24 protein-coding genes and 1 pseudogene are annotated in these 25,538 nt (G+C 63.1%); 17 read left to right on the forward strand and 8 right to left on the reverse strand.

The annotated features are described in order from the left end of the window. Positions 1 to 2 precede the first annotated feature (2 nt). The 3 genes from A6V37_RS18530 to A6V37_RS18540 all read left to right on the forward strand — a co-directional run bounded on the left by A6V37_RS18530 (position 3) and on the right by A6V37_RS18540 (position 2,560). Positions 3 to 1,127, forward strand: coding sequence for a dihydrolipoamide acetyltransferase family protein (locus tag A6V37_RS18530; RefSeq protein ID WP_064267835.1), 1,125 nt, complete (start codon positions 3 to 5; stop codon positions 1,125 to 1,127). 127 nt (positions 1,128 to 1,254) lie between these two features. Next, positions 1,255 to 1,740: an aminoacyl-tRNA deacylase gene (locus tag A6V37_RS18535; protein ID WP_064267836.1), complete on the forward strand. Its 486-nt coding sequence runs from the start codon at positions 1,255 to 1,257 to the stop codon at positions 1,738 to 1,740. An 82-nt stretch (positions 1,741 to 1,822) separates the two neighbouring features. Then, positions 1,823 to 2,560: a BON domain-containing protein gene (locus A6V37_RS18540; RefSeq protein ID WP_064286192.1), complete on the forward strand. Its 738-nt coding sequence runs from the start codon at positions 1,823 to 1,825 to the stop codon at positions 2,558 to 2,560. Positions 2,561 to 2,627: 67 nt separating this feature from the next. Here A6V37_RS18540 and A6V37_RS18545 read toward each other — a convergent pair whose 3' ends face one another. The 5 genes and pseudogenes from A6V37_RS18545 to A6V37_RS18565 form a co-directional block, all read right to left on the reverse strand. Then, on the reverse strand, positions 2,628 to 3,794 hold the full coding sequence (locus A6V37_RS18545; RefSeq protein ID WP_064286193.1) for a patatin-like phospholipase family protein: 1,167 nt from the start codon (positions 3,792 to 3,794) through the stop codon (positions 2,628 to 2,630). A 141-nt stretch (positions 3,795 to 3,935) separates the two neighbouring features. Beyond that, entirely contained in the window at positions 3,936 to 5,120 is a 1,185-nt protein-coding gene (locus A6V37_RS18550) for a helix-turn-helix transcriptional regulator (RefSeq protein ID WP_082904862.1), read from the reverse strand. A 128-nt stretch (positions 5,121 to 5,248) separates the two neighbouring features. After that, the gene (cysN, locus tag A6V37_RS18555) at positions 5,249 to 7,153 is read right to left on the reverse strand and encodes a sulfate adenylyltransferase subunit CysN (RefSeq protein WP_064267839.1); all 1,905 of its coding nucleotides are present in this window, start codon (positions 7,151 to 7,153) and stop codon (positions 5,249 to 5,251) included. Then, positions 7,153 to 8,055, reverse strand: a pseudogene (gene cysD, locus A6V37_RS18560) (sulfate adenylyltransferase subunit CysD); the annotation flags it as partial. The gene cysN and the pseudogene cysD, both read right to left, overlap by 1 nt. A 146-nt stretch (positions 8,056 to 8,201) precedes the next feature. Further along, entirely contained in the window at positions 8,202 to 8,471 is a 270-nt protein-coding gene (locus A6V37_RS18565) for a beta/alpha barrel domain-containing protein (protein ID WP_064267841.1), read from the reverse strand. A 386-nt stretch (positions 8,472 to 8,857) separates the two neighbouring features. On the opposite strand from A6V37_RS18565, the gene A6V37_RS18575 reads away from it, so the two are divergent. Then, positions 8,858 to 9,508: a phage late control D family protein gene (locus A6V37_RS18575; protein ID WP_064267843.1), complete on the forward strand. Its 651-nt coding sequence runs from the start codon at positions 8,858 to 8,860 to the stop codon at positions 9,506 to 9,508. Here A6V37_RS18575 and A6V37_RS40805 read toward each other — a convergent pair. Then, positions 9,489 to 9,830: a hypothetical protein gene (locus tag A6V37_RS40805; RefSeq protein ID WP_131799865.1), complete on the reverse strand. Its 342-nt coding sequence runs from the start codon at positions 9,828 to 9,830 to the stop codon at positions 9,489 to 9,491. The genes A6V37_RS18575 and A6V37_RS40805 overlap by 20 nt on opposite strands. A gap of 54 nt (positions 9,831 to 9,884) precedes the next feature. Further along, positions 9,885 to 10,370, reverse strand: coding sequence for an SRPBCC domain-containing protein (locus A6V37_RS18585; RefSeq protein ID WP_064267845.1), 486 nt, complete (start codon positions 10,368 to 10,370; stop codon positions 9,885 to 9,887). A 185-nt stretch (positions 10,371 to 10,555) separates the two neighbouring features. Between A6V37_RS18585 and A6V37_RS18590 the strand changes: the two genes are divergently transcribed. From A6V37_RS18590 to A6V37_RS18650, 13 genes are all read left to right on the forward strand, one after another. Next, positions 10,556 to 11,665 carry a DUF1214 domain-containing protein gene (locus A6V37_RS18590; protein WP_064267846.1) on the forward strand — a complete coding sequence of 370 codons (1,110 nt, stop codon included), beginning with the start codon at positions 10,556 to 10,558 and terminating at the stop codon, positions 11,663 to 11,665. After that, positions 11,662 to 12,891, forward strand: coding sequence for a sulfotransferase family protein (locus A6V37_RS18595; RefSeq protein WP_064267847.1), 1,230 nt, complete (start codon positions 11,662 to 11,664; stop codon positions 12,889 to 12,891). Before A6V37_RS18590 ends, A6V37_RS18595 begins: the two co-directional genes overlap by 4 nt. A 64-nt stretch (positions 12,892 to 12,955) precedes the next feature. Further along, a complete protein-coding gene (locus A6V37_RS18600; RefSeq protein ID WP_064267848.1) occupies positions 12,956 to 13,396 on the forward strand; it encodes a nuclear transport factor 2 family protein in 441 nt (146 codons plus the stop codon). A gap of 1 nt (position 13,397) precedes the next feature. Further along, positions 13,398 to 14,189: an SDR family oxidoreductase gene (locus A6V37_RS18605; protein WP_064267849.1), complete on the forward strand. Its 792-nt coding sequence runs from the start codon at positions 13,398 to 13,400 to the stop codon at positions 14,187 to 14,189. A gap of 40 nt (positions 14,190 to 14,229) precedes the next feature. Continuing rightward, a complete protein-coding gene (locus A6V37_RS18610) occupies positions 14,230 to 15,318 on the forward strand; it encodes a DHH family phosphoesterase (RefSeq protein WP_242665796.1) in 1,089 nt (362 codons plus the stop codon). 205 nt (positions 15,319 to 15,523) lie between these two features. Continuing rightward, positions 15,524 to 16,273 (forward strand): sulfite exporter TauE/SafE family protein, encoded by a 750-nt coding sequence (locus tag A6V37_RS18615; RefSeq protein WP_064267850.1) that lies wholly within the window; start codon positions 15,524 to 15,526, stop codon positions 16,271 to 16,273. Positions 16,274 to 16,574: 301 nt separating this feature from the next. Next, positions 16,575 to 16,784 (forward strand): DUF3311 domain-containing protein, encoded by a 210-nt coding sequence (locus tag A6V37_RS18620; protein ID WP_064267851.1) that lies wholly within the window; start codon positions 16,575 to 16,577, stop codon positions 16,782 to 16,784. Between the two features lie 18 nt (positions 16,785 to 16,802). After that, complete coding sequence (locus A6V37_RS18625) at positions 16,803 to 18,188, forward strand: sodium:solute symporter family protein (RefSeq protein ID WP_064267852.1); 1,386 nt, start codon at positions 16,803 to 16,805, stop codon at positions 18,186 to 18,188. Positions 18,189 to 18,239: 51 nt separating this feature from the next. Next, on the forward strand, positions 18,240 to 19,895 hold the full coding sequence (locus A6V37_RS18630) for an amidohydrolase (protein WP_064267853.1): 1,656 nt from the start codon (positions 18,240 to 18,242) through the stop codon (positions 19,893 to 19,895). After that, positions 19,892 to 20,851 (forward strand): CobW family GTP-binding protein, encoded by a 960-nt coding sequence (locus A6V37_RS18635; RefSeq protein ID WP_064286195.1) that lies wholly within the window; start codon positions 19,892 to 19,894, stop codon positions 20,849 to 20,851. Before A6V37_RS18630 ends, A6V37_RS18635 begins: the two co-directional genes overlap by 4 nt. 213 nt (positions 20,852 to 21,064) lie before the next feature. Beyond that, positions 21,065 to 21,469, forward strand: coding sequence for a nuclear transport factor 2 family protein (locus A6V37_RS18640; protein WP_064267855.1), 405 nt, complete (start codon positions 21,065 to 21,067; stop codon positions 21,467 to 21,469). 19 nt (positions 21,470 to 21,488) lie between these two features. Beyond that, complete coding sequence (locus tag A6V37_RS18645) at positions 21,489 to 22,904, forward strand: NAD(P)/FAD-dependent oxidoreductase (RefSeq protein WP_064267856.1); 1,416 nt, start codon at positions 21,489 to 21,491, stop codon at positions 22,902 to 22,904. Positions 22,905 to 23,179: 275 nt separating this feature from the next. Continuing rightward, positions 23,180 to 24,610: an amino acid permease gene (locus A6V37_RS18650; RefSeq protein WP_064267857.1), complete on the forward strand. Its 1,431-nt coding sequence runs from the start codon at positions 23,180 to 23,182 to the stop codon at positions 24,608 to 24,610. A gap of 72 nt (positions 24,611 to 24,682) precedes the next feature. On the opposite strand, the gene A6V37_RS18655 is transcribed toward A6V37_RS18650, so the two are convergent. After that, positions 24,683 to 25,513, reverse strand: coding sequence for an IclR family transcriptional regulator (locus A6V37_RS18655; RefSeq protein WP_064267858.1), 831 nt, complete (start codon positions 25,511 to 25,513; stop codon positions 24,683 to 24,685). Positions 25,514 to 25,538: the final 25 nt, after the last annotated feature.

Consider the following 25,538-nt stretch of genomic DNA (forward strand, 5'->3'; position numbering starts at 1 on the left):
CCATGAAAGTCTTCAAGCTGCCCGATCTCGGGGAAGGTCTTCAGGAAGCGGAGATCGTCGAATGGCATGTCGCTAGCGGCGAAGAGGTGCGCGCCGATCAACCGCTCGTGTCCGTCGAAACGGCGAAGGCCATCGTCGAGATTCCGTCGCCGCAATCGGGCCGTATCGCGAAGCTGTTCGGCCAGAAGGGCGACGTCGTGCATCTCGGCGCGCCGCTCGCCGCCTTCGAAGGCGAGGGCGGCGAGGCCGATGCCGGCACCGTGGTCGGCCATATGGAGGTCGGCCAGCACGTCGTGCGGGAAACGCCGGCCGCGCCTGGTGGCGGCGCGAGCGGCAGCGGCGCGGCGCGCGGCGTGATCAAGGCGATTCCCGCGGCGCGGGCGCTCGCACGCAAGCTGGATGTCGATCTGACGATGGTCACGCCATCGGGGCCGGACGGCGTCATTACGGCGGCGGACGTGCAGCGCGTCGCGAAGGTCCTCGCCGAACTGGGGCCACCCGAAGTGCTGCGCGGCGTGCGGCGCGCGATGGCACAGAACATGGCGCGCGCGCAGAGCGAAGTGGCGGCGGCGACCGTGATCGACGATGCCGATATTCACGCGTGGCAGCCCCATACCGACGTCACGATCCGGCTGATCCGCGCGCTGGTGGCGGGATGCCGCGCCGAACCGGGGCTCAACGCCTGGTTCGACGGACGCACGGAACGGCGCCACGTGCTCGAGAAAATCGACGTAGGCATCGCCGTCGATCTGCCGGATGGCCTATTCGTGCCAGTGTTGCGCAACGTTGCGCTGCGTGATCCGGCCGATCTGCGCGACGGCCTCGACCGCATGCGCGCCGACATCCGGGCGCGCAAGATTCCGCCGGAGGAAATGCGCGGCAATACGATCACGCTGTCGAATTTCGGCATGATCGCCGGCAAGTATGCGGCGCCGATCGTGGTGCCGCCCACGGTCGCGATTCTCGGCGCCGGGCGCATTCACGAGCAGGTCGTGGCGGAAGCCGGCGTGCCCGCCGTGCATCGCATCCTGCCGCTGAGCCTGACCTTCGATCACCGGGTCGTCACCGGCGGTGAGGCGGCGCGCTTTCTGGCGGCGGCGATAGCGGATCTGCGCATGGCGCGGTAGCGGCTGCCTGCATCCGGCGTGCCCGGTCCGGCCGCGCGCCGCTTTTCCCACGCGAGCCAAAGCGACCTATCCTTAAGGAATCGCGCGCGATCCGCGCCGGTCTTGTTTCTTCCTGAGGAGGTGCGTCATGGCAATGTCTGCCACTCTTGAAAACTGCCTGCGCAGCAAGGGCTCCCAGTACGAAATCGTGCATCATCCGTATAGCCATTCCAGTGTCGAAAGCGCGGCGGCCGCGCATATTCCGGGTGACCGCCTTGCCAAAACCGTGCTGTTCGAGGACGAACACGGCTACGTGGCGGCCGTGCTGCCATCCACTTACGCCGTGCGGCTCTCAGAGCTGTGGGCCAAGACCGGGCGCAAGCTCGTGCTGGCCAAGGAAGTCGATCTGCGCGAACTGTTCAAGGATTGCGACGCGGGCGCGCTGCCGCCGGTCTGCACGGCCTATGGCATGCGCACCTATCTCGACGAAAGCCTTGCGCTGCAGCCGGACATCTATTTCGAAGCCGGCGATCATGAAGAGCTGATTCATATGGGCACGGATCAATTCCTCGAATTGATGGATAGCGCCGAGCGGACCCGCTTTGCTCGCCGCATGCAGGGTATGCCGATGTGAGCGTTGTCTCCTGAGGCGTCCAGCCACGGTGCGGTACGGCATCAAGGACGCCGAATCGTCCAACCATTGCGCGAGGCGGAACATGCAACGCAGCGATACGGTCCTGAAGCAGGTGATGGCTGACTTCGAACGCGAATCTCACGTGAAGCTCCAGCATCACCCTATTCATATGAGTTTCGACGACGGCGCCTTGACCGTGGCAGGCGAGGTGCCGGACGTCGCATCGAAGAAGCGCCTTTTGCAACTGACCCGGTTGCACGGGGAGGGCAAACGTCTGGTCGATCAGCTGCGTGTCGCCGTCAATCCGCCGGTCGGCGACGGCGAGTTGCGCACGCGTGTTTGCGAACGGCTGGCGCAGGCGGTGGAGTTCCGCAACTGCGTGATCTGCGCGCGCGTCAAAGGTCAGCTCGAAGTCCTGCGCGGCACCATGGATCAGGCGGGCAATGACGGCAGCGGTGTGGTCGAAGTGACGGTCGACGATGGCGTGGTGACCTTGACGGGCCAGGTGATCAGCCTGTCGCACCGGCGCCTCGCGAGTGTGACCGCGTGGTGGGTCGGCGGCTGCGGTGACGTGGTGAATCTGCTGGAGTTGGCGCCCGCGGAAACGGACGGCGACGATGAGATCTCCGACGCCATGCAGCTCGTGCTCGAAACCGATCGGTTCGTGCGTGCCGAGCAGATCACCATCAATGTGGAAAACCACCGGATTACGCTGGCGGGCTGGGTGGCGACCGAAGCCGAAAAGCGCCAGGCGGAGCAGGACGCCTGGTGTCTGGATGCCATCGAGGGAGTGGTCAATCAGATCCGCGTGCGGGCCTGATGGGCCTGATAGTGGCGCTTATGCCGGGCCCGGCAACGGGCCCAGCGACGACCCGCGATGGCGTGCGTTATTTCTCAGCGTCCGTGGAGGCCATCCGAAACACCGAGATACCCTCCATCGGGTCCAGGGTCTCGCGCCACGGTGCCCGCGCGAGCAGGCGGGTCGTGTCTTCATAGCCCGCGGCCCAGCGTTTCTCAATCCCCGCTGACGAAAAATCGATGTCCCGGTTCAGGTCGTCGTTATCGAATGCGGGCGCGTCGAGTTCCAGTACCTGCATGGTCGTGCCACAGCCCCAGCCGAGGAGCGCCTGCAGTTCCGGCGTCTTGCGCTGATCTTCCGGGATGTGCTGGCTGAGTTCGCGAATCACGTGACGCAACCGGTGAATCTGCTTCTGCCGGTCGAGATGGCTTTCCGCGCGGCTCGAATACTGAATGTCGCGCTGGCGGCTCATGACCTGCAGGATGGACTCGGGTTCGGGTCCGTTCGACGGCCACAACTGCACCGAAAAAATCACCGAGCTGCGGCGTGGGCGGTCGTCGAGCACGGCTTCCAGCGGCGTGTTCGAGTAGATGCCGCCGTCCCAGTACGATTCGCCTTCAAGACGCACCGAAGGAAAGCCAGGTGGAAACGCCGCGGATGCCATCACGTGCTCGACGTCCATGGGCGCATCGCGATTGGTGAAATAGCGCATTCGTCCGCTGCGGACATTGACGGTGCCCACCGTCAGCCGCGTTGCCTTGCTGTTCAGATAATCGAAATCGACCAATGAAGACAAGGTTTCGCGCAACGGGTCGGTCGAATAGAACGCCGCGTTCTCCGAACCGACTCGCGTCTGAATCCCTGCCCATGACGACGGCCGGGGCGTGAAGAAAGACGGCACGCCTTGCGTGACGATCGCGAGGTCGCGCGACCAGTTGGCGAGCCCTGGCCACCACCCGCTCAATGCGTCAAAGCCATGCCGCGCCACGCCGTTCCAGAACTGCTTCAATCGCTCGATGCGGTGCTCGGGCAGATTGCCGGCTATGATCGCGCCGTTGATCGCGCCGATCGACGTGCCGATCACCCAGTCGGGTTTGACCTTGCCGTCGTGCATGGCCTGATAGACGCCCGCCTGGTACGCGCCTAGGGCGCCGCCGCCCTGAAAGACAAGCACGACCTGTCCGGGAATGTCCGGCGCGCCCGCCGTTCGAGCGGACGTGTCAGCGTCGCGTTTGCCTTGCGTCTTGTTGCCCATTGCAGGTCTCCCGGCTGAATGCCGCAGTGCCGGTGATTTTGCCACGTGTCGGGCCGGACCGGCGCGAGTCAAAGCGTGGACGAGCGCGCTTCTGCTGAATTGCGGCGAGACGGCCGCTGTGCCTGGCGGACTTCATCCCGCTCAGACCATGGAGACAACGCTGTTGAGCAGCGTCTTCACGAGTACCGACTGGCGCGTCGCGCCGGTCTTAGCGAACACGCCGCGCAAGTGCGCGCGCGCGGTATTTTTGGTCATGCCGAGCGCGTCGGCGGCTTCGTCGAGCGTGAGGCCATCGACCAGCAGCAGCGCGACCTCGGTTTCGGTCGGCGTCAGGCGAAACAGTTTGCGCAGCATGGCGCGTGAGTTTTTCGGCGAGCCTGCGGGATCGCGAATAAAGACGGCGACGGCCGGCCGTCGCCGCTTGTCCTCGGCGCAATAGTTCAGCGGAATGGGACGGATCAGCACACTGAGCGGCATGTCGCCCGCCGGCCGCGACAAGGTGGTCGCCTCGACGCATGACGTAGCGGCGATCAGGTGGTTGTTGATGCCCGACTGGATCGCCTTCTGGAATTTGCGGTTTTCCAGCGGACAGTGCGCGTGCAAGGCGTCCTGGCTGACATAGATGCCGTCGCGCTTCGCGAACAGGCGATCGGCCGCGCCATTGCTCTTCATGATCTTGCCGTGTTCGTCGAGGATCACGGAGCCCACCAGCATGCGATCGATCGTGCCCGCGTACAGCGTGCGCTCGGATTCGAGCACATCCAGTATGGAGTGCAGATCAACGGCGCGTTTCAGATGCGGCAGAACAATGGTGATCAATGCCTTGTCGGCCTCGTCATAGTCGCGGCCGCGATGGGCCCGGCTGACAAAGAACGCGCACTCCACGCCGTCGTCGGTATGGATGTTGGCCGCGAGGATGTAGCGCAGATCGAGCGGCTTCAGGTATTGCAGATAGAAGTCGTGCTCACGCCAGGCGGCTTCGCCGAACAGTTCGTCCGCCGTGAGCACCTGACCCGCCGGGAGGCGGGTGAACGGACAGATCGCGTAGTAGTGTTCGCTGTACGAAGGCTCGCCCGGCAATAGCGTCCCGTACGAGGACGCATTGACGATCAGGCCGGGCCGCTCGCTTGCCGGATTGCGCAGCACCAGCGTGACAAAACTGGCGTCGAGCCGCTGCCGGATCCATTCCAGCAGGCTCGACCATGGCGTCGTCTCTGTCGGCCCCTGATAGACGAGGCCGAGCAGCGCGCTCAGTTGCCGGGGGGCGAGCGCGGCGGCGTCGAAGCAATCGGAAGCGGTATTGCTGCAATCAGGCTGATGCTGCATCGACATGTCCAGCGTCTCCCATGGAACATGGCCTCAGGTTCGTGTTGCTTGGTTCGCCTCAATCATACGAACCTGAGTGCCGCCCGCGTCGTCCGTTTGATCTAGACGACGCGGGCGGGGTGGCCGTGCTAATCCGGCCGACCGCCGGCCAGCAGATGCGCGACGATGCGCCCGGCGGCCTGTTCCGGTGTGTCGGCCGTGGTGTCGATACGGATCTCCGGGTGTTGCGGCGGCTCATACGGCGAGTCGATGCCGGTGAAATTCCTCAGTTCGCCGCGCCGCGCTTTCTTGTACAGCCCCTTGGGGTCGCGCTGTTCGGCGACGTCGATGGGCGTGTCGACGAATATCTCGACGAACATGTCTGGGCCGGCCAGCGCGCGCGCCATGTTCCGTTCGGCGCGGAAGGGCGAGATAAAGGACACCAGCGTGATCAGACCGGCGTCGGCCATCAGACGCGCCACCTCGGCCACCCGACGGATATTCTCGACCCGGTCGGCCTCGGAGAAACCGAGGTCCTTGTTCAAACCGTGGCGCACGTTGTCGCCGTCGAGCAAGTAGGTGTGCTTGCCGAGCGCGTGCAGCTTCTTCTCGACCAGGTTGGCGATGGTCGACTTGCCGGCGCCCGACAAGCCGGTGAACCACACAATGCGCGGCGTCTGATTCTTGAGCGCCGCATGGGCTTTGCAATCGACGTCGACGGCCTGCCAGTGCACGTTCTGCGAGCGCCGCAACGCGAAATGCAGCATGCCCGCGCCGACCGTATTGTTGGTCATCCGGTCGATGACGATAAAGCCGCCCGTATCGCGATTCTCCGTGTAGGGATCGAAGGCGATCGGCTGGTCGAGGCTGAGATTGCACACGCCGATCTCGTTGAGCTCGAGTGTGCGGGCCGCCATATGGTCGAGCGTGTTGACGTTGACCCGGTATTTCGGTTGCGCGCTCGTCGCGCCGACCAGCCGTGTGCCGATCTTCAGCAGATACGGACGGCCCGGCAGCATCGGTTCCTCGCTCATCCAGACGAGTGTCGCTTCAAACTGGTCGGCGACCGCCGGCGGCGCGTCGGCGCGCGCGATCACGTCGCCGCGGCTGATGTCGATTTCGTCTGCGAGGGTGAGCGTGACCGACTGGCCGCACGCTGCCGTATCGCATTCGCCCGCCGCGGTGATGATGGCCGTGATGCGGCTTTCCTTGCCGGACGGCAGCACGCGGATGCGCTCGCCGCGGCGGATGTCGCCGGAGACGATGTTGCCCGCATAGCCGCGAAAGTTCAGGTTCGGCCGGTTGACCCACTGAACCGGCAGACGGAATGGGGCGCTGCGTTGCGCGTCGTCTTCGATCGGCACGCTCTCCAGATACGTCATCAACGCGGGCCCGCGATACCACGGTGTGTTGGCGCTGGGTTCCGTGACGTTGTCGCCGCGCAGCGCGGACATGGCGATGCAGGTGATGTGCGCGAGGCCGATCTGGGCGGCGAACTCCCGATACTCCGCCTCGATCCTGTCGAACACCTCCTGCGCGTAGCCGACCATATCCAGCTTGTTGATCGCCACCACCACGCGCCGGATGCCGATCAGCGACACCAGGTAGCTATGACGGCGCGTCTGCGTCAGCACGCCCTTGCGTGCATCGATCAGGATGATCGCGACGTCGGCGGTGGAGGCGCCGGTCACCATATTGCGCGTGTACTGCTCGTGCCCCGGCGTATCGGCGACGATGAACTTGCGCTTATCCGTCGAGAAGAAGCGGTAGGCGACGTCGATGGTGATGCCCTGTTCGCGCTCGGCGGCGAGGCCATCGACGAGCAGCGCGAAGTCGAGCTCGCCGCCTTGCGTGCCGGCTCTCTTCGAATCCGCTTCGAGCTGGCTCAACTGGTCTTCGAACAGCATCTTCGACTCGTACAACAGCCGGCCGATCAGCGTGCTCTTGCCGTCGTCGACGCTGCCGCAGGTGATGAAACGCAGCAGTCCTTTGGTTTGATGCACCGACAGATATTGCTCGATGTCGTCGGCAATCAGCGTGGAGACGTGTGCCATCAGAAGTAGCCCTCCTGTTTTTTCTTTTCCATCGAACCGGCCGAATCGCTGTCGATCAGCCGTCCTTGACGTTCCGAGGTTTTCGCCAGCAGCATTTCCTGAATGATGCCGGTCAGCGTATCGGCTTCGCTCTCGATCGCGCCGGTGAGCGGATAGCAGCCCAGCGTGCGAAAGCGCACTTTCTTCATCTGCGGCACCTCATTTTTTCGCAGCGGCATGCGTTCGTCGTCGACCATGATGAGCGTGCCGTCACGTTCCACGACCGGGCGCTCCCTTGCGAAATAGAGCGGCACGATCGGAATCTGATTCAGGTAGATGTATTGCCAGATGTCCAGCTCGGTCCAGTTCGAAATCGGAAACACGCGGATGCTTTCGCCCTTGCGTTTGCGCGCGTTATACAGGCGCCAGAGTTCGGGGCGCTGCATCTTCGGGTCCCAGCGGTGCTGTTCGGAACGGATCGAAAAAATGCGTTCCTTGGCGCGCGATTTTTCTTCGTCGCGGCGTGCGCCGCCGAATGCCGCGTCGAATCCGTAGTGGTCGAGCGCCTGTTTCAGCCCCTGCGTTTTCCAGATGTCCGTATGAACCGCGGAACCGTGGGTGAACGGATTGACGTTCTTTTCGATGCCTTCGGGATTGACGTGTACCCGCAAATCAAGGCCGAGCCGTTCGACGGTCTGGTCGCGGAACGCGATCATCTCGCGGAATTTCCACGTCGTATCGACGTGCAGCAGCGTAAAAGGCGGCTTGGCCGGATAAAAGGCCTTGAGCGCGAGGTGCAGCATGACCGAACTGTCTTTGCCGATCGAGTACAGCATGACCGGGTTTTCGCATTCGGCCACCACCTCGCGCATGATGTGGATGCTCTCCGCCTCCAGCCGCTCCAAGTGAGTCAACATCGTGAGTCTCCTTTGTCGTTTGCAGGACCCCGTGACGAAGAGCCAGGGCCGCGCATGAAGGAGACAGTACCGGTCGGGCGGGTGTCGGTTCTTCGTCCGACCGGACTAAAAAAGACAAGGGGACGGCGTGATCTGCGATGGGTGAGCACGTTTTACGGGGGCGGGAGGCGATCAGGCAACGGCCGGTTCCGCGGCAAGCGCGGAAAGGTCAGGCCATCGTGGGCCACCGCCGCGTAAGCAGACTTGGTCATGGCGACACCGGCCGCGACGTTGCGGTGATACTTGACGAGCGCAATTGTGAGCCGGCCGGCGGGCGTCCTGTCTTCGTTGGCGCCGGACTTGATGAAGCGGTTGCGCAGCGCGAGTGGGTCGATTTTTACGGGAGAGAACTGCGAGGCCGCCTCGGGATAGGCGTGTTGCATGCGTGGCTGCACTCGCCGTCGCCATCGGCTGCCTTCGCGCTTCTTCCCATGACAACGCGTCGCTGGTTGAGCAGCTACGAACCGTTGCACGCGAAGCCGCGTCGAACCTCCAGTTCGAACTGGGCCAGTTACGGGGACTGTGCGATGTGTCGATATCCGATCTGAAATTGCGTCAACCCCTCCAAGCCATCGACCTGTGTGCGGTCGGGCCGTCCATATTCACGAGGCATTAACCCTGACTTTGGTATTCCAATAAAACTTCGTAATGCTAAGTTAACGTGCTTGACAAAAATTGACCGAATTTTCGGTTCAATCCTATTTGATTCGACCCCAAAGTTCGCTACCGTTCTGCTGGGCTATTCAGTGAACGTCTAGCAGGAGGGGGCTTGAGTCAGAAAAAAGATCTTACGCACCGGCACTACCATCTCGACATGCCACAGGCCAGCAGTGCCGAGCTGGCCGACATTTTTGCATTCGAGGGAGAACGGGCCATCGGGGAACCCGGTCGGTATGCGATCCGGTTCACGCATCCGCAACCGGACCTGTCACGCACCGACTACCTGAACAAGCCTGCTGCGTTTGTGATCCAGCCCCCGTTCAATCCGCTCACGACGCTCAAGCCCGAAGCGGAACGGCGTGTGCAGGGGGTCATCACAAGCTTCAGCCAGCGCGGCAGCAGTCGCGACGAAACGACCTATGAGGTGGTGCTGGAGTCGCGCCTGGCGCTATTGCGCAATACGCCCAAGTGCCGGTTCTTCCTTGACAAGAGTTTCCCGGAAATCATCGAGCAGATCCTGCGCGAACACGGTTTCGACAGGATCCACGGCAGCTTCGAGTTCAACCTGTACCGCACCTATCGCAAGCGCGGTTTCGTGATGCAATGGGGCGAAGACGACCTGACCTTCATCACGCGACTGTGCCGCCGCTCCGGTATCTGGTTTGTTTGCGAGGAGGGCACCAGCGCGACGAGATCAGGAGAGAAGCATGGCGCTACTTGTCGCGGACCCTCTGGCGTATCTACCGCTGGCTGCTGCTGAGCATGTTGTCTCCGGCGATCATGATCGCAATGGGGATGACTTTCGACGGGGAGCCCGGCAGTAAGGCTGTCGTCTGGATAGGGGGCGTCTTGCTGGCGTTCGTACCTTGCTGGGGCATCTGGATTTTCGTTCCAATCTGGCGTGACCATGTTGCCCAGCGACTGTATTTCGAGGACATCGCGGACGGCACCTGCCCGGATCGGGGCTGGCAGATTTCACGCGCGAACGGGTTGAAGTGGTACAGGAAACAGGGTTCGCCCTTGTGGATCAGTTCGAGGCGGGAACGCCCGTGGGCGCACCCTGCCGATGCGATTGCGCGCATGGAAGGCCGGGATCCACCGCCCCGGCAACGGACGAAGTGGTAGGAGTGGCAGGCCTAACCCGCCTGCATCGCCCCTGCTGCGTGAAAAAGCGACTCAGCCCGCACCTTCAAACTGCGCGCAACCGCATCGAAGCCCTGGCGCACCCATTCCCCATGCGTTGCCATCACGACAGGCGCCGTCGGCCCCAGGAAGAGGTCGGTCGAGTAATACGTGCAACTCGCCTCACCGGTGGCCTCGATCACCTGATCGCGGCGCGCCGCATCTGGATTGCCTGCTGAAGGCGTCATTTCCCAAGACAACAGCGCCGGGCGGTCGAACGCGGCCAGATGCTCGACCACATGAATCAGTTCGCCCGGCACCGCGGGATTCGGCAGGTAAAGGTTCACCGGGTCGCCCAGCTTGAGCGTGGATTCGACCTTGACCGTATAGGGATTCCATTGCGGATAGGCGGCAAGATCGGTCAACACGTCCCATACGAGCGACGCGGGAGCGTTGATCTCGACCTTGATCGAGGTAACCAGGTATTGCTCTGCGGACATGCAAGCCTCCATGGCAAGTGATGGTCGCGCGTCATAGCGCGCGGCCATCATGTCAGGGACGCACTGTCACGTTCCTCGTCCGGATGGACTAAAAACGGGTAAACCCAGGCTAGTCCGGTCGGACGAAGATTGCCGGTTCGCACCACTTGTATCGTGCGCTTTCAAGAACACGATGGAGGTCCGGCATGGCAGCACAGTCCAGCGAAGCGCAACTCCTTTCCGGTCAGACGTGGGCCGATTTCTGCGACACGCTAAAGCGCAGCGGGCAGCAGATTCTCCGCGCGGAAGCGCCGGGTGATGCGCTGACCCGCACCGAGGGTTTCCGTTATCTGAGCCGGCTGTTGCGGATCGCGCTTGAAATGCACGTGGAATTCGCGGACGCGGATTTTCCCGGATTCTTTTCGCCGTCGCATGAAACCGCGAAGATCGGCGCGGATAACCCGGACAATCTCTATCAGTACGCACGCCTGAACGGCGCGCATGACTATCGGGTATCCGGGCGGCGGGGCACGGTGGCGTATCTGAGTTTCGGCACGCAGAAGGGCGGCTACGAAACCGACGGCAAGATGATCCAGACCGGCTTCCTGGATGCGAAACATCTCGCGGTCGATGCACACGGCAACTTCGAAATCGTGCTAAGCCAGCAAGCGCACGAAGGCAACTGGGTGCGCATGGAGCCTGGCACCAACGCGCTAGTGGTGCGGCAAACCTTTCTCGATCGCAAATCGGAGCAACCCGCTGAACTGAAGATCACGCGTCTTGGCTCCACCGACAAACCGGCTCCGCTCGACCCCGTGACGCTGCACGACGGCCTGATGCGCGCGGCCGGCTTTGTCGAAAACACCGCGCGTCTTTTCGCGGATTGGGCGGGCGGCTATCAACGTCATGCCAACCAGCTGCCACCGGCGGACCAGGCGGTGTGCCAGGCAGTGGGCGGCGACCCCAACATTTTCTACTACCACTCGTACTGGGCGCTCGGTGACGACGAAGCGCTGGTGATCGACGTGGCTTCGGTTCCCGAGTGCGACTTCTGGAATCTGCAAATCAATAACTACTGGATGGAATCGCTCGATTACCGGCACCACACCGTCTGCATCAACAAGCACTCCGCGCGCTATGACGCCAATGGCGGCGTCTCGCTGATGCTCAGTGCGCGCGATCCTGGCAAGCCCAATTGGCTCGATACGGCGGGGCATCGCAACGGCACGATGTGTCTGCGCTGGGTGGGCGCGAAGCAGCCTGTCCATCCCGTTGTGCGGGTCGTCAAATTCAACACGCTAGAGGAGGCTGCATGACAACCGGCGCTGCCATTGAACACAAGCTAGAGGTGGATCATCTGCTGGCGCTCGCGATCGAACGCTCTGGAGGCCTGACCGATTTCGGAAGCGGCAATTACCGCGAGGCCCTGGACGTGCTGTTCGATTCGTTGAACCGCGAAGCCAACCTGTCGGCGCAAGGCGAAGCGCTGCTGCACGACAAGGTGCTGGCGCAACTGGTCAACCGGCTGGTGATCGAAGACTATTGCCGGCGCTACCCCGAGATTCTCGCGCAGTCGATCGACGATCCGCTTGTGATTGTCGGCTTGCCGCGCACCGGCACTACGCTGCTGCAACGCGTTCTGGCGGTCGACCCGCGCTTCCATTCGGCGGCGTGGTGGGAGACCCGCTACCCGGCGCCACGGCACGACGAAACACTCGAGAATCCGGCGTCGCGTATCGGCCTGGCGTGCGCGGAGGTCGATCTGATGATCCGCTATATTCCGCAGATTCTCGCGATACACCCGCTCGACGCGATGCAGCCCGACGAAGAGTTCATGCTGATGGAGCACTCGTTCATGTGCGCGATGGACTCGTACGCGAACGTGCCCAGCTATACCGCGTGGCTGGCGCAGCAGGATCAGACATCCGTCTACGAATACCTGAAGAAGATGCTGCAATTCCTGCAATGGCAAAAGCGGCAGCGTGGCGTGCCGGCCGCGTCGCGCTGGATCCTGAAGACGCCGCAGCATCTGCACACGCTGGAACTGCTGTTCAAGGTTTTCCCGGGCGCGCAGGTGGTGCTGACTCACCGCGATCCGGCCATGACCATTCCGTCGATGGCCAGCATGGCGCACACGCTGTGGAAAATGTACGCCGATAACCCGGATGCCAGAGTTGTCGGTAATCAGTGGTCCTCGCAAATGCGGCGTGCGGTTCATCACGCCATGGAGGTGCGCGCCACGTTGCCTGACGAGCGCTTTCTCGACATCCGTTTCGAGGATACGGTGACCGATCCATTCGGCGTGATCGAGTCGGTGTACCGCTTTGCCGGCCTGCCGTTGACCAACGAGGTACGCGAAGCGATGGCCGCATGGCTCGCCGGGAACAGCCGGGACAAACGTGCCGCACACGGCTACACGCTGGCCGAGTTCGGACTCAGCGTGGAGCAACTCAGGCAGGACTTCGCGCCATACCGTCAGCGCCACATTCTGCCCGCGGCGGACGCAGCGGACCCGGCTGACGTGGCACACGTGGCGCATTAGCCCATCGCTCGGCGCGACGCGCCTGCGTAGAACCCTCCATTCAACGTCAGTACAGAGGAAAGCCATGCCGCGCGATCTGCAGTACCTGCTCGATAAAACCGACATCTCCGATCTGCTGATCGACTACGGCACCGCGATTGATTCGCGCGATTTCGCCGCGCTGGATCGCATCTTCACCGCGGATGCCGTGATCGACTACCGCGCCACCGGCGGCCCGCGCTGCACGCTGGAAGAGGCCCGGCGGTTTCTGGCCGAGGCCTTGCCCCAGTTCCCGCGCAGCCAGCACATGATGGGCAACATCAGCATCAGGCTGCAAGGCGCGACGGCGACCGCCCGCACGCTGTGCCACAACCCGATGGTGATGCGCAAACCGGACGGCGGGGAGGAGGTGGTGTACTTCGGCATCTGGTATGCGGACGAACTGCTGCGGACTGGCGACGGCTGGCGCATCCGCAGCCGGTCGCTCGAATTCTGCTATTCGGACAACTATCAAAGGAGTCTTTGACATGCTCATGCGAAACAAGGTGGTCGTGGTGTCGGGTATCGGTCCGGGCCTCGGTGTCAAGCTGGCGATCGAAGCGGCGCGCGAGGGCGCGCACGCCGTGGTGATCGCCGCACGCACCGCGGCGAAACTCGACGAGGCGGAACAGCGGATCCGCGAACTGGAGGTGGACTGCCAGGTGCTGAAGGTGACGGCCGACATTACCGACAAGCAGCAGTGCAAGCATCTGGCCGAGCGCGCAATCGGCCAATTCGGCCGGATCGATGCGCTGGTGAACAGCGCTTTCGTGCACGGCAAATTTCCCGAACCGATCGAAGACGCCGATCTGGACGGCTGGCGCGAGGTGTTCGACACGAATGTGTTCGGCACCATGAACCTGACGCAGGAAATCGTGCCGCACATGAAAAAACGCGGCAGCGGCGCGATCGTTATGATCAACACGCAGGCCGCGCGCAAACCGTTTCCGGGCGAAGCCGGCTACGCGGCGTCCAAAGGCGCGCTGGCCGTAGCGGTCAAATATCTGGCGAGAGAACTCGGGCCGCACGGGATCCGGGCCAACAGCATCCACATGGGGTGGATGTGGGGCGCGCCGGTGCAGGGCTATGTCCGGCAGGCCGCGGCTCAGTACAATATCCCCGAGGAGCAGATCATCGAGCCCATTGCAGCGAACATCGCGCTCGGCCACATTCCGACCGATGACGACTGCGCGAGGGCTGCGTTATTTCTGGTGTCCGATTACGCGAAAGTCATTACCGGTGCGACACTCGACGCCAACGGCGGCGATTTCATGGCATGACCGGACCGATCGGAAGACACACACCGTGACCGAGAACAGTATGGCAGGCAAGCATCAACACACCGGCGAGCACACCGGCGAGTACACCGGCGAGTACACCCGCGCCGCCGGCGTGGACAACCCGGGCGGCACGCGCAACGCCGGCAATGCCGGCATTGCAACGGGGGCGGCCCACGTCTTCGCCTTCAACGGTGACGCGGACGGACTCTGCGCGCTACAACAATTGCGCCTCGCGGAGGCGCCGCAGGCGGCGCTCGTCACCGGCGTCAAGCGCGACATTCAGTTGTTGCGGCGAATCGAGGCCGGTTCCGGCGACCGGGTCACCGTGCTCGACGTCTCGCACGAACAGAATTGCGTGGATGTGCAGCGTCTGTTGGAGGCCGGTGTGCAGGTCCGCTATTTCGACCATCATTTCGCCGGCGATCTGTGCGCGCATCCTTGCTTCGACGCGCATATCAACACCGCGCCCGACGTGTGCACGAGTTCGCTCGTCAACGGCTACCTCGGCGGACGCTATGTGCGCTGGGCCATCGTGGCGGCGTTCGGCGACGAGCTGCCGCAGCTCGGCGAGGCGCTGGCGCGCGCGCACGGACTCGCGCCGCGGACCATCGCATCGTTCGCCGAGCTTGGGCGCCATCTGAACTACAACGCGTACGGCGAATGCGTCGACGACCTGCACTTCGACCCGGCCGCGCTGGCCGAGGCGATGCTGCCGTTCGCCGACCCGGTCGATTTCATGCAGGACACGAACGTGCTGGCGGCGCTGTGCGAAGGCTATCGCGAGGATATGGGCAAGGCGCGGGCGCTGTGTCCCGAGCGGGCGTGCAACGGCGCCACGCTGGTCACGCTGCCGCACGAGGCATGGGCGCGCCGCGCCACGGGCGTGCTTGCCAACGAACTGATGCAGAGCCGGCCGGACCACGCATTGGCGGTGCTGACGCCAAAATCCGGCGGCGGTTTTGTCGTGAGCGTGCGGGTGCCAACGGGCAGGCCGCTCGGCGCCGACGATTTTTGCCGCACCTTCGAGACCGGCGGCGGCAGAAAGCGGGCAGGGGGCATCAATCATCTGCCGGAGACGGAGGTCGAGCGGTTCGTCGCGCGTTTCGAAACGGCATTTGGCGTGGCGTGACAGGCGTGACGGGCGTATGCGGCCATTGCGCGACCTGACCCCGTAACGACGCGGGCGGCTGGCACCATCGAATGGTCGTGACTGGCACTACGCGCAGGCGCCCAAAGCTGCGACGATTCGGCCCCTCTCCTGAAGATGTCGTCGTGCGCATACGGTAGCAATCGATTTGACCTTCGATTCACCGTTTTCTGCGTACCCGCGACTCATGAACTTCGCCGACTTTGCCGATCTGACCGGCAATCCCGCCATCCTGGGATGTCTTGCCCTGATTACGATCGTCGCCGGCATGGCAAAGGGTCTTACCGGATTTGGTGGCGCGCTCGTCATGGCGCCGTTGTTCGGGCTGCTGATTCCCGCGCCTGAGGCCGGTGTGCTGATCGTGCTGATTCACTTTACGACCTCGCTGCAAGGCGTGCGAAGCTGGGCGGGCGCGGCGCGCTGGCGCAAGGTGATACCGCTGGCGCTCGTCGCCATGGGCTGCACCGCCGTGACGACGCACTGGATGGCCAGCGAGAGCGCCGCCGATATTCGCCGGCTTGTGGCGGTCGCGGTCCTCGCTTCCACCGTGATGCATATAAGAGGGTGGCGCTGGCTGCACGATAGCGGCTGGCGTCCCACCTTCACCGCCGGCGCGATGAGCGGCGCACTGACCGCGCTGGGCGGCATCGGCGGGCCGCCCGCCGTCTACTATCTCAACCGCATTGGCCAGGGCGCCGCGCTGCGGGCCAATCTGCTCGCGTATTTCGCGGTGCTCTATGTGGGCGTGGTGGCGCTGCTGGTCGGTGAGCATCAGGTTCATGCACCGCAGCTCTCGTCCACGGCGTTGCTCGTGCCGGTCTTCGCACTCGGCGTCGCCGCCGGCGAGCGGCTGGGCAAGCGCCTGCCGCTGCGCGGGCTGGAGCGCCTCGTGAGCGGCTTGCTGCTGTGTTCCGGGCTGGTCGCGCTGTTGACGTGACTTGTGCCGTGAAATCAGGCCGCCTGGCCATGTGGACCAGGCGATTCCTCCTGGCTGGTACTACACATGCTTAATTTCGGCCACCGATACTGAAAGCGTCTGCTGTGGCCCCCGTTCCTCGCCGCTATGGCCATGTGCATGGCTCACGCCACGGAAGACGCAGGCAGATACGCACATATCCATCACGCAGCGCGCTTTGCGTGGGACCAGAGTAAGGTGCTTTGCACCAACTCTGGTCGACCGCTTTGCATGGGACCAGAGTAAGGCGCTAAAGCGCCAACTCTGGTCGACAGGAGACATCATGCTCAAGCTCTTCATCGGAATTGGCATTCCCTACATCGGCGTGATTGGCCTGCTGCCCTGGGTCGCTTCAGTCGACCGGTACGTGTTCGGTGTGCCATTCATCTATGCGTGGATCTTCACGTGGTTCGTGCTGACCTCGGGTTGCCTGCTGCTCTGCTGGCGCCTGTTCGACCGCCATTTCGACGACGCTCACCCGCAAAACAACTGAAGCCGCAGGAGAACCCGGATGTCCACTGCCGTATTTCTCGGTTTGATTCTGTTCTCCCTGTATCTGGCGATACGCTCGAAGAAAGGACATGGCGCGCAGAGCGTGCACGATTTCTTCGTCGCGTCCCGGCAGTTCGGCGCTTATCTGGTCTTTTTTCTCGCCGCCGGCGAAATCTACAGCATCGGCACGATGGTCGGCTTTCCGGGCGGCATCTATGCCAAGGGGCCGACCTATGGCGTCTGGTTTCTCGGCTATATCCTGCTCGCGTATCCCGTCGGCTATTTCATCGGGCCCAAAATCTGGCAGGCGGGCAAGCGCTATAACGCCATTACGCTGCCGGACCTGTTCAAAGGTCACTTTGGCAGCCGCACGCTGGAACTCGTCGTGGCCGCCTCGGCAATCCTGTTTCTGCTGCCGTGGGGCGAGCTGCAGTTCACCGGTCTCGTCGCCGCGTTCAAAGGGCTCGGCTGGAATTTTCAGCCGCTGTATCTGATCCTCATCTCCGCGGTGATGGCGTTCACGTATATCGCCATCTCGGGGGTGCGTGCCTCGGCCTATATATCCATCCTCAAAGACGTGCTGATGGTCGTGGCGATCGTGATTACGGGGATCGCCGTCGCGTGGGAATCCGGTGTCACGGAGGTCTTTCACGCAGCCAGCCTGCACGTCAGCAACAGCATGAACTCCAGTCAGCTGACGTTCTCGATGAGCACCATGCTGTTCCAGTCGATGGGCTTCTACGTGATGCCGTTCGCGGTGCAGGTCTTTTTCACGGCCACGAGCCCGAATACGATCCGGCGCACCCAGATTGCCATGCCGCTGTACATGCTGATGTATCCGTTCCTCGTGATTGCGTCGTACTACGCGATCAGTCAGAACCTGCATCTGGCGTCGCCGAACGAAGCCTTCTTCGCGGCGGCGATCCGTCTGCTGCCGGGCTGGCTGCTGGGGTTGGTGGCGGCCGGCGCGTCGCTCTCGGGTTTGCTGGTCCTGACCGGCATCTGCCTTGCCATCGGCCCGATCGTCACGCGCAATCTGCTGCCGAGCATGCCTGAGAACCGGCAGAAAGCCAGCGCGAAAGTGGTGATCGTGGTCTATCTGCTGGCATCGATCGTAATGACATTGCTGACGCCGAATCTGATGCTCACGCTGATCAACACCGCGTACTATGGCGTGACTCAGTTCTTCCCGGGCGTGATGGTCATTCTGTTCTCGCTGCGCGTCAAGCCGTCTGCCGTTGCGGCGGGGATTCTGACCGGCCAGATACTGGCGATCATTCTCTACCTGCTGCATATCGATCTTGGTGGTTTCAATCTGGGGCTGTTTTGCCTCGCCATCAATATCGCGGTCACGGTGGTGCTGAACCTCGGCTCGAAGCGCAAGCCGGTGCATGCGTTGTCCTAAGTGTTTGGTGTCAAGCTTCAGGATCTGATCTCACTCTAACCGCGCCCATTCATGACTGTGCCTGAACGTAGTCCCGTGACCGTATTCGTCGCCAGAAAAATCCTGACGATGAATCCCGCCCAGCCGCACGCCACGCATGTCGCGGTTCGCGACGGACGGATTCTGTCCGTCGGCAGCCTCGACGACGTGAGCCAGTGGGGAAGCGTTGAAATCGTCGATACGTTCCGCGACAAGGTGCTGATGCCCGGCCTCGTGGAAGGGCATTGCCACCTGATGGAAGGCGCGATGTGGGACGCCGTGTATCTGGGCTACTACGACCGGCGCGGTCCTGACGGCAAGCTGTGGCCGGGCCTGAAAACGCTCGATGAAGTGATCGCCCGCCTGAGCGAAGCGCAACGCACCATGACGGATGCGGCCGCGCCGCTTCTCGCCTGGGGCTTCGATCCAATTTTCTTCGGCACGAGCCGTTTGTCGGTCAAGGAACTCGATACCGTGTCGTCGAGCCGGCCGATCGTGGTGCTGCATGCGAGCGTGCACCTGATGAACGTCAACAGCGCGATGCTTGCGCTCGCCGGTATCGACGAAGACACCGACATCGACGGTATCGACCGCGATCGGCACGGCCAGCCGAGCGGCGAGCTACAGGAATTCGCCGCCATGTTCCCGGTGTATCAGGTGATCGGCAGCCAACTTTCCATCGCGGCGAGCGAGAAGCCGGAGGCCATCTGGAACTTCGGCAGAGTGGCGCAGTTGGCCGGCGTCACGACTGCGACGGATCTGGTCAACGATCTGTCGGCGCTGGGCAATCGCAACCTGCGCGAAGTCACGGCCGACCCGCAGTATCCCGTGAGGATCGTGCCCGCGTTCGCGCCGCAGCGAAGCCCGGAAAACGGGGTCGAAAAAGTGCTGGCCGCGCTTCGCGACAGTACCGACAAACTCAGATTCGGCCCGGTCAAGTTTATCGTCGACGGCTCGATTCAGGGCTTTACGGCGCGCCTGAAATGGCCGGGCTATTTCAACGGGCAGCCTAACGGCTTGTGGCTCATTCCACCTGGCCAACTCGAAGAGGTGTTCACGCCGTTTCATCGCGCGGGGCTGCAACTGCACATCCACACCAATGGCGACGAAGCCACCGAGGTGGTGCTCGACGCGCTCGAGCGCATGCTCGACGCGTTTCCGCGCGGCGATCACCGGCATACCTTGCAGCATTGCCAGATGGCCGACGCGAGCCAGTTGGCGCGAGCCGCGAAACTGGGCCTGTGCATCAACTTTTTCTCCAACCATATCTACTACTGGGGCGACGCCCACTACACCCAGACCATGGGTCCCGACCGGGCGAACCGGATGGACGCGGCGGGCTCGGCGCGGCGGCTGGGGATTCCTTTTGCGTTTCATTCGGATGCGCCGATCACGCAGTTAAGCCCGCTCTTCACCGCATGGTGCGCGGTTCAGCGCAAGACGGCATCGGGCCGCGTGCTGGGCGCGAGCGAGTGCATTCCCGTGGCGGACGCGTTGCGCGCCATTACGCTCGGCGCCGCCTATACGCTGAAGATGGACCATCTGATCGGCAGCATCGAAGTGGGCAAATTCGCGGACTTCGCCGTGCTGGCGGACGACCCCAGCGAGATCGCGGCGGAGCGATTGAAAGACGTCGAAGTGTGGGGAACGGTGCTGGGCGGCCGTGTTTTTCAGTCGCCGGCAAAATGAACGACGCCGCGCCACCCATCGCGCTGGTGGTGCTCGGCGGCTATCTCGGCGCGGGCAAGACGACGCTGCTCAATCATGTGCTGCTCAACGCGGGGCAGCGCCGGGTGGCGGTGCTCGTCAATGATTTCGGCGATATCAATATCGACGCGTCGCTGATCCGCGAACGAACCGACGACGTCATCAATCTGGAAAACGGCTGCATCTGCTGCTCGGTCGGCGGGCGGCTCGTCGACGCATTAGTAAAAATCGGCGCCCGGCCCGAGCGTCCCGAGTTGTTGATTATCGAAGCGAGCGGGGTGTCCGATCCGGTGAAGATCGCGCAAATCGGTCTGCTCGACCGGGCGTTCAGATTGTGCGGGATCATCGTTGCCGTCGACGCCGAACGTATCGGGCAGACGTTGCAAGACCCGTACGTCGGCGATATCGTGCGTCGCCAGATCGCGGGCGCTACCGCGCTGGTGTTGAACAAAACGGACCTCGTCAGCGAGAACGAAAAGACGGCCGCGAAAGAAGCGGTGGCCGCGCAGGCGAGCACCGCCATCCTGCTCGAATCGAACAACGGCGCTATACCGCTGGAACTCATCTTCGACGCCAGCGTGGTGCCGCGTCAGCGCACTGGCGGCGCCGGCCTCACGAACGCTGCCGGTCAGTTGAGCAATCATTCTGGTATCACCAGCTTTTCCTATCGCTCGGACTTTCGCCTCGACAAAAAGAAGCTTAAAGACGCGTTCCGCAACATGTCCGTTGCGCTATTGAGAGCTAAGGGCATTGTCTGGCTGGATCAAACGGCCTCGCCTCAGGAACTCCACGTGGTGGGCGGCCGCATTCTGATTACACCGTTTACAGGCCATGCATCCGCTGAATCGACAATCGTCCTGATCGGACGTTTCACCGATGAAGACGAGCGTGCTGTGAAGCGCTGCCTCGACAACGCGCGTGCAGTGAACCAGCACTAACGCATCGCGCTATCCGCCCCGCACAGGCGGTGCGCTTCAATCCGCATTCCAATCCACATCCCTCCGTTGCCCTGCATTGGAGCAACGCTGCACCAGGCGAAAGCGCCGCACTGGCCCTACCGTCGATCGCACGTAAAACCTACACTTTTCTCGAAAGGTCGCCGCTTGGGCGGCGACACGGATCGAACCAAAATCACTGAGCAGGAGACATGCATGACCACAACAGAAACGTCCGCCCCCACGGTCACCGCGGACACGCTCGCGGCATTCTCAGACGCGTTCAACCGTCATGACGCAACCGCGCTGATGACCTTCATGACCGAGGACTGCGTGTTCGACGCAGCAGGCGGACCCGAGGTCCACGGTACGCGCTTCGTGGGGCGCGACGCGGTGCGCGCGGCGTTCGAAGCGGTCTTCAAGACCTTTCCGGATGCGCATTGGGGCAAGGGCCGTCACTACGTGATCGGTGAGCGTGGGGTGTCCGAATGGGTGTTCTCCGGCACGCACGCGGAAGGCTGGCGCATCGAGGCGGAAGGTTGCGATCTTTTCGAGTTTCGCGACGGCCTGATCGCCGTGAAGCGCGCGTTCCGCAAGGAACGTCCGAAGCAGAACGTTTGATGCCGACGAGGAGCGTCTCATGGTGCAAAGCGTAATCACACGGGTCGGCGAAGGGCTGTCGGGGGCACGGGACAGCGCCACGCAATACGACCCGACCTACGACCCGCTGGTGTCGCCAGGACCGGGGCAGGGCAAACAGTACGCACCGACCTACTGGGTCGCGACGGCCGGCACGCCGCCGCCCGACGACGGACCGATCACGAAAGACATCGACGTGGACGTCGCAATCATCGGCGCGGGATATACGGGACTCGCCACCGCGCTGTGTCTGGCGCGCGAGCACGGCATCAAGGCCGTGGTGCTCGAAGCCAACCGCACGAGCTGGGGTTGCAGCAGCCGCAATGGCGGGCAAGGCCAGAACGCGTCGGGACGTCTGTCGCGCTCGCAATGGGTCGAACGATGGGGCAAGGACGTCGCGCTGAAAATGCACGACGAGATTCAGGAAGGCTTCGACAATTTCAAGAAGCTGGTGGCCGAGATCGATTGCGATCCGCAGCCCGGCGGGCACTTTCTGATTGCGCATCGGCCGCGCCTGATGGCGAAACTCGCCGCCGAGTCAAAAGTCTGGAAAGACGTGTTCGGCTATCCGTCCGAACTCATCGACCAGGCCACGTTCCGCCGCGAATATGTGAACGATAGCGAGGCGGCCGGCGCGCTGCATGAGCCCGAGGGCATCGGCATCCACGCGCTGAAGCTCGCCTTCGGCTATCTGCGGCTCGCGCGCGAAGCAGGCGCGAAAGTGCATCCGGCGAGCCCGGTGATTGGCTGGGAGACCATCAACGGCATTCATCATCTGCGCACGCCGGGCGGCATCGTGCGGGCGCGGTCGGTGGGCATCGCGACGGGCGCTTACACGGCGCAAAATCTTCATCCGTCACTGACGAGCCGCGTGATGCCGATCCTGTCGAATTCGATGGTGACGCGCCCGCTGACATCGCAGGAAATTGCCGCGTGCAATTTCCGCACGACGCAGGTGCTCACCGACACGCGCACCTTGCGCTTCTACTATCGCTTCCTGCCGGACAACCGTCTGCAGATTGGCAGCCGCAGCGCGATCACCGGTGCCGATGCGCCGAACTCGAAGCATTTCGAACTGCTCGTCGAAGGCATGGGCCGCAAGTTTCCGGCGCTGCGCGGCGTCGCGATCGACTACTCGTGGTGGGGCTGGGTGGACGTGAGCCACGACATGATGCCGCGCGTCTGTCAGCCGGACCCGAAGCAACAGGTTTTTTACGCGCTCGGCTACGGCGGCAATGGCGTGTCGTATTCGCAGCAGGCGGGGCGGCGCCTCGCCGAACGGATCGCCGGCAAAGCTGAGAAGCAGACGCTGCCGATCTTTACGTCGCCGTTGCCGGGCCACCCGTTCGCACCGTTCCGCCGGATCGGGCAGCGGATGCTCTACCAGATGTACTTCCGACGCGACGAGAAGCCTTGAGCGCGGCCGCCGAGCCCATCCGGCTCGGGGCCTCGCGCGCCAATCGCGGTGCCGCATGCAACCCGCAGCGCACCGCGCCAAACCGCCTGCATAGAGTGGGCAAAATCAAGCGGACAAATCAGTGCGGTTAAGCTGCACGCCTGGTCCGCAACTTGAGTCGAAAGAACACAATATTCCGCGGCGAGGCGCGCAAGCGCCTTCGCTCGATCCGTCATAGACGGCGCCTGCGCGCAGCAGCGGAGCCGGCGCCGGAATAAACAGGATGTGGAGGTGACATGCAACCATCGATGAACAAGAGTGAATTGAAGACGGGTCTCAAGCAGCGCCACATGACCATGATCGCGCTGGGAGGCGTGATCGGCGCGGGCCTTTTTGTCGGCAGCGGCGTCGTGGTCCGGCAGGCCGGTCCCGCCGCGGTGCTGTCGTTTCTGATTACCGGGGGCCTGATCGTGCTGGTCATGCGCATGCTTGGCGAAATGGCGTGCGCGATGCCGGCGGTCGGCTCGTTTTATGAGTACGCGCGTCTGGCCTTTTCCGGCAAACGCGGCCCCGGCAAGCTGGCCGGCTTTCTGACCGGCTGGATGTACTGGTATTTCTGGGTGATCGTGGTGGCCGTGGAGGCAGTGGCCGGTGCGAAGCTCGTGCAGTTCTGGTTGCCGGATACCCCTGCATGGGCGATCAGTCTCGTGTTGCTGGTCGTGCTGACCGCGACCAATCTGATCTCGGTCGGCAGCTACGGGGAATTCGAGTTCTGGTTTGCATCCATCAAGGTCGCGGCGATCATCGTGTTTCTGTTCCTCGGCGGTTTGTATGTGCTGGGTTTGTGGCCCGCTTCGATGCACACCGCGTCCGTCATACCGACGCTGCTTTCGCACGGTGGCTTGATGCCGAAGGGGATCGGACCGGTTCTGAGCGGGGCGGTGGCGGCAACCGGTTTTTACTTCGGTGCGGAAATCGTCACCATCGCAGCCGCCGAAGCGCATGAACCGGTCAAGGCGGTCGCCAAGGCCACCAACTCGGTCATTACCCGCGTGCTGTTTTTCTATGTCGGCTCGATTCTGCTGGTGGTTGCGCTGGTGCCGTGGGATTCGCCGAAGATGGCCACGCCGTATGTCAGCGCGCTCGAAGCAATGGGTATTCCGGCCGCCGCCAACGTGATGAACGCGATCGTGCTGACCGCGGTGCTGTCGGCGCTCAATTCCGGCCTCTATGCCGCGTCGCGGATGATTTTTGCACTGACCCGCCATGGCGACGCACCCGCATCGCTCGCGAAGGTCAATCGCCGTGGCGTACCCGTTCGCGCGATCCTGATCGGCACCTTGTTCGGCTACGTATCGGTGGTTATGTCGTACGTATCGCCCGATACGGTGTTCGCCTTCCTCGTCAATTCGTATGGCACGGTGGCGATCTTCGTCTATGTGCTGATCGCGCTGTCGCAACTGAAGCTGCGTGCCCGGCTCGAACGGGAGTCGCCGCAAACGCTGCGCGTGCGGATGTGGTGCTACCCGTATCTGACGTGGTTCGCGATTGCCGGCATGGTCGGGATTCTGGTGGCGATGGCCTTCATACCGGATCAGCGCACGCCGCTGTGGCTCGGCGTGGTGAGCCTTGGCGTGCTGCTCGTCGCATATGCGTGGCGTGCGCGGAAGAGCCCGGCCAGCGCCGAAGAAGCGGAACTCGCAGAGTATCGCCCGCGCGTTCAATGAGGGTGGGGTAACGAACGTGCTTTGTGCAGCGCGGCGGTTCTCACGGAACGAATGAGAACCGCCGCATTCCTGCTACTTCGACGCCACCGATGCCGCAACGGCCGGATGCAATAAAGGCCCAATGCGCACGGCGGTTTCCTTCAGCTTCGGCACCGCCTTCAGCAGATCTTCGAGACTCGCGCGCGCGGTCGGTGCGTGAACCGCGAGCGCCGCGAGCACGCGATTGTCGTCGACGCTGCGCACCGGCACGGCGATCGCCACCATCCCGCGCACGAATTCTTCGTTGTCCACGCCAATGCCTCGCGCGGCGAGCCGGTCGAGTTCCGCTTCGAGCAGGTCCACATCGGTCAGGGTCCGGTAAGTCATCTGCTTGAGGTGCAGGCGGCGGATCGCGAGGCTGCGCTCGGCGGGCACCATCTGGGACAGAAAGAGCTTGCCGCTCGCGGTGCAGTGCAGCGGCACGCGCATGCCGGGTTGCATGTGCAGGCGCAACGGTTCGGTGGTTTCGACGCGTTCGACGTAGAGCACCGTATCGCCGTCGAGCACGGTGAGGTTGCAGGTCTCGCCGAGCGCATCCACGAGCGTGCGCAGCAGCGAACGGCAGGCGCGCGTGAAGGTGCTGTTTGCGAGCGTGCTCAACGCGAGCTGGGCGGCACGCGGGCCGAGTGCGATGCCGCGATCCGCGCCGCGCGAATCCGGCATGTGCGTGACGTAACCCCGCGCTTCGAGCGATTCGATCAGACGCATCAGCGTCGCCTTGGGAATCTGCAGACGCGAGGACAACTGCGACAGCGAAAACGGCTGTCCCGCAACCGCCAGCTGTTCGAGCACGTTGAGCGCGCGCAGGACGCGGGTGTCGTCGCCGGGTTCTTGAGGTGAGTTGGGACGCGTGGTGTCTGTCATTGACCTTCCCGAGGCGGAACAGCGT

The sequence above is a fragment of the Paraburkholderia ginsengiterrae genome, from assembly GCF_001645125.1.
Lineage (GTDB): Bacteria > Pseudomonadota > Gammaproteobacteria > Burkholderiales > Burkholderiaceae > Paraburkholderia > Paraburkholderia ginsengiterrae.